Source organism: Terriglobales bacterium (assembly GCA_035624475.1).
GTDB lineage: Bacteria > Acidobacteriota > Terriglobia > Terriglobales > Acidobacteriaceae > DASPRL01.
Genome location: DASPRL010000027.1, coordinates 1 through 3685 on the forward strand (window position 1 = coordinate 1; position 3685 = coordinate 3685).

The window sequence follows — 3685 nt, forward strand, 5'->3', positions numbered from 1 at the left end:
TGCCTGAGATGGTGCCGGGGTGTCATGAAGAGCGTATATTCGATGGGACCCAACCACGCGGAGAAGGAGCCTACCGTGTCACTGATCAACGGGGACAAGGCCCGGTCCGGCCGGGCGCGCAGGAAGAAGATCGCGCAGCGCTTGCGCAACCGCGCGTTGCGGAAGACCCTGAAGACCGTGACCAAGGCCGCAAGCCCGCCGGCCGGCAGCCCGGCCAAAGCTTCCCACTAGCCGACCAACCGACTCCGCGCGCCTTGACGAAGCCGCGGGCGCGGTCTAAGGTATATCCCCCTTGGGGATGGCTGTCTCCAAGCAGGTTCCCGTAAAGGAAGCATCGTCTCGTGCCGCTCGCCTGTCTGTGCCAGCCCGACCCTCCCGACACGCCGCGCCGCCCGGCGCTGGTGATCGGGCATCCCGGCCATGAGCTGCGGCTCTTCGGCTGGGTGGCGGAGTACCGGCCGCGCGTCTACGTGCTGACCGACGGCTCCGGGCGCGGGGGCGTCTCCCGGCTGCCCTCCACGGCGCGCCTGTTTGCGGCGCTGGGGGCGGAGCCCGGCGAGCTCTTCGGCGCGCTCTCTGATGCCGAGCTCTACCGCGCCCTGCTGGCGGGGAACACCGCGCTCTTCCTCGGGCTGCTCGATCGCCTGGCGGACTCCTTCGTCCGCCACCGCATCGACTTCGTCGCGGGCGACGCCAGCGAAGGCTACAACCCCGCCCACGATCTCTGCCGCGCGCTCATCGATGCGGCGGCGCGCATGGTCCAAGACGCGGCCGGCGCTCCCGCCAACTACGAGTTCCGCCTGACCGAACGCAGGCAATCGCTGCCCGAGGTCCACGACCGCCACTGCTGGCACCTCTCCCTGGACGATGCCCTGCTGCAGCGCAAGCTGCAGGCCGCCCACGATTACGTGGAGATGCGGGAAGAGGTGCGCGACGCCCTGGCGCTCTACGGAGAGGAGTATTTCCGGGTGGAGTGCCTGCGCCGGGTGCCGCCTGCCCCGCCCGCGGTCCAGGAGGGCAAGCCTTTTTACGAGACTTGGGGAGAGCAGCGGGTGGCCGCGGGAGACTACGCCTCCGTCATCCGCTGGCGGGAGCATATGCTGCCGGTGCTGGAGGCCCTCTTCGAGCACGCCGCTTGCGCGCCCCGTCCCTCGTGACCGAGACTGGGAGGCCGCCGGGGCGCTCCCGGCCCGTCCCGTGAAGATCCTCATCACCAACGCGCACCTGGCAAACCCCGCCGGCACCGAGGTGGTGGTGCGCGACCTGGCGGGGGAGTTCCTGCGCCGCGGCCACACCCCCCTGGTCTATTCGCCCAAGCTGGGCGCGGTGGCGGAGGAGATCCGCCGCCGCGGGATCGAGATCACCGACCGGCTGGAGAGCCTGAGCGCCGTTCCCGACGTCATCCACGGCCACCACCACCCCCAGGTGGTGGAGGCGCTGCTGCACTTTCCCGCCACGCCCGCGCTGTTCGTCTGCCATGGCTGGCTGGCGGCGGTGGAGGAGCCCTTCGCCTTTCCCCGCATCCTGCGCTACGTGGCGGTGGACGAGCGCTGCCGCGCGCGCAGCGCGCGCGCGCTGGGGGCTCCTGAGGAGCGCATCCTGATGATCGGGAACGCGGTGGACCTGGCGCGCTTCCCGGCGCGCGGCCCGCTGCCGCCGCGGCCGCAGCGGGCGCTGGTCTTCGGCAGCCAGGCCAGCCCGCCCATCCACCTGGCGGCGGTGCGCCGCGCCTGCCGGCACTTCGGCCTGCGTCCCGACCTGCTGGGCTACGTCTACCACGCGCGACCCGACCCGGAGTCGGTGCTGCCCGCCTACGACCTGGTCTTCGCCAAGGGACGCTGCGCGCTGGAGGCCATGGCGGTGGGCGCGGCGGTGGTGCTCTGCGACTTTGCCGGCGCTGGACCCATGGTCACGTCCGCCAACTTCGATCGGCTGCGCGCTATGAACTTCGGCGAGGCCGCGCTCACCAACCCGCTGCGGGCCCGGGCCCTGCGCCCCGAGCTGGCGCGCTACGATCCCGCGGACGCGGCCGCGGTCAGCCGCCGCGCCCGCCACGAGGCCTCGCTGGAGGCCGCCGGCGAGACCTGGCTCGCCCTCTACGTCCAGATCATCGAGGAATCCTCGCGCCGGCAGCCCGATCCCCAGGCCGAATTGCGCGCCCTCGCCGCCTACCTGCAGCAGTGGAGTTACGGCAGACGGGTGGAGTGGGAGCGGCAGCAGTTGCAGCGGCTGGGGCTGGCGGGACGCGGCCTGGCGCGCCTGCTCCGCCGTTTCGCCCACCAGTGGAGCGGCGGCTACTGAAGCGTCCCGCGCGCCTGCGGCTTGGTCACTTTCCCTGCTCCCGCGCCGCCGAAAAGGACTACCATAAAGCTATGCGAGGGCTGCATGCCATCGCGTTGCTGGCCGCCCTGGCCTTAGGCTCGGCGCCGGCCGTCTGGGCGCAGCGCCACGGCAGCGCGCCCGTCGGCCCGGGAAGCGCGCCCATGGGCCCCGCCATGTTCCCCGGGCCGCGCGCCGCCATGGGCAATCCCGGAGTCGCCACTTGGAGCGGCCGGAGCTCCGGCGGCTCGCACTTCCAGTCAGGCTTCCACCCTGGTTTCCATCCCGGCTTCCGCCCGGGCTTCGACGGCCATGGCCGCTTCCATGGCCGCGGCAACTTCGCTCCCTGGGTTCCTTGGGGCGGCTATTACTACAGCCCGCCCGACTACGAGGAGCAGGCGCAGGCGGAGTACGAAGCCGAGCAGGCGGCGGCGCGGGCGCAGCAGGAAGCCGCCGAGGACCAGCAGCGGCGGCAGGCGCTGCAGCAGACCATCGACGACCTGCGCGCCTACAACGAACAGCGCGAGCGCGAGCTGGAGCAGGAGCGGCTGGCGCGCGAGTCGGCGCCGCCGCAGCCGCCGGCGCCTCCCGAGCCCGCCGTCATCCTGGTCTTCAAGGACGGCCACCGCGCCGAGGTCTCCAACTACGCCATCATGGGCGACACCTTCTACGACCTCTCCAGCGGGCGTCCGCACAAGATCCCCCTCACCGATCTCGATCTGGACGCCACCACCCGCCTCAACGAGGAGAACGGCGTGGACTTCCGCCTGCCCGGCAAGCGCGGTCCCGCTTAGCAGCAGACGCCGGACGTCAGACCTCAGGCGTCAGCCCACTTCTTTCGCCGCAACTCCTTGGAGGGCGTCATCCTGAGGCGCTTTAGCGCCGGAGGATCTCGCGCGCACTCGGGGCTTGTTGTCGGCACGCGCGAGATCCTCGCGCCCTGAAGGGTGCTCAGGATGACGCCATCAAGCTGGCGTTGCGTGCCCCTATCCGTGGTATAATCCTCCCTGCTGCTCCGCGACATAAGCTCCTGTAAATGCAACGATTTACGGAAGATTGCGCCGCGCGAAACCAGGCCCGCGCCAACGCCTTTGGTGTGGCCCGGAAGCCGCGGCCCACCGCCTTGGCCAACCACCAACGACCAACGACCGACGACTAGATCATGGCTGACGAAAAAGATCCCCAGCAACTTCCCTTGGGCGGTGACGGCGGGGTTCCTCCCGGTCCCGGCGCCGCCAACCTGCAGCCCATCAACATTGAAGAGGAGATGCGGCGCTCGTATCTCGACTACTCCATGAGCGTCATCATCGGGCGCGCGCTCCCCGACGTGCGCGACGGCTTGAAGCCCGTCCACCGCCGCATCCTC

The 3685-nt window shown here is 70.7% G+C and carries 5 protein-coding genes; 4 read left to right on the forward strand and 1 reads right to left on the reverse strand.

All coding sequences use genetic code 11. From position 1 onward, the window contains the following. The coding region (locus tag VEG08_01360) for a hypothetical protein (GenBank protein ID HXZ26625.1) at window positions 1-218 on the reverse strand (218 nt) is incomplete at its 3' end. 123 nt (window positions 219-341) lie between these two features. On the opposite strand from VEG08_01360, the gene VEG08_01365 reads away from it, so the two are divergent. The 4 genes from VEG08_01365 to VEG08_01380 form a co-directional block, all read left to right on the forward strand. After that, the gene (locus VEG08_01365; protein ID HXZ26626.1) at window positions 342-1157 is read left to right on the forward strand and encodes a hypothetical protein; all 816 of its coding nucleotides are present in this window, start codon (window positions 342-344) and stop codon (window positions 1155-1157) included. A 40-nt stretch (window positions 1158-1197) separates the two neighbouring features. Beyond that, a complete protein-coding gene (locus VEG08_01370; GenBank protein HXZ26627.1) occupies window positions 1198-2301 on the forward strand; it encodes a glycosyltransferase in 1104 nt (367 codons plus the stop codon). Window positions 2302-2372: 71 nt separating this feature from the next. Beyond that, window positions 2373-3113, forward strand: coding sequence for a hypothetical protein (locus tag VEG08_01375; protein HXZ26628.1), 741 nt, complete (start codon window positions 2373-2375; stop codon window positions 3111-3113). A gap of 368 nt (window positions 3114-3481) precedes the next feature. Next, window positions 3482-3685 (forward strand): hypothetical protein (locus VEG08_01380; GenBank protein ID HXZ26629.1); only part of this gene is annotated, 204 nt, incomplete at its 3' end.

Coding starts and splice junctions, on each gene's coding strand:
- VEG08_01375 (HXZ26628.1), top strand. CDS start 2,373: ATGCGAGGGCTGCATGCCATCGCGTTGCTGGCCGCCCTGGCCTTAGGC.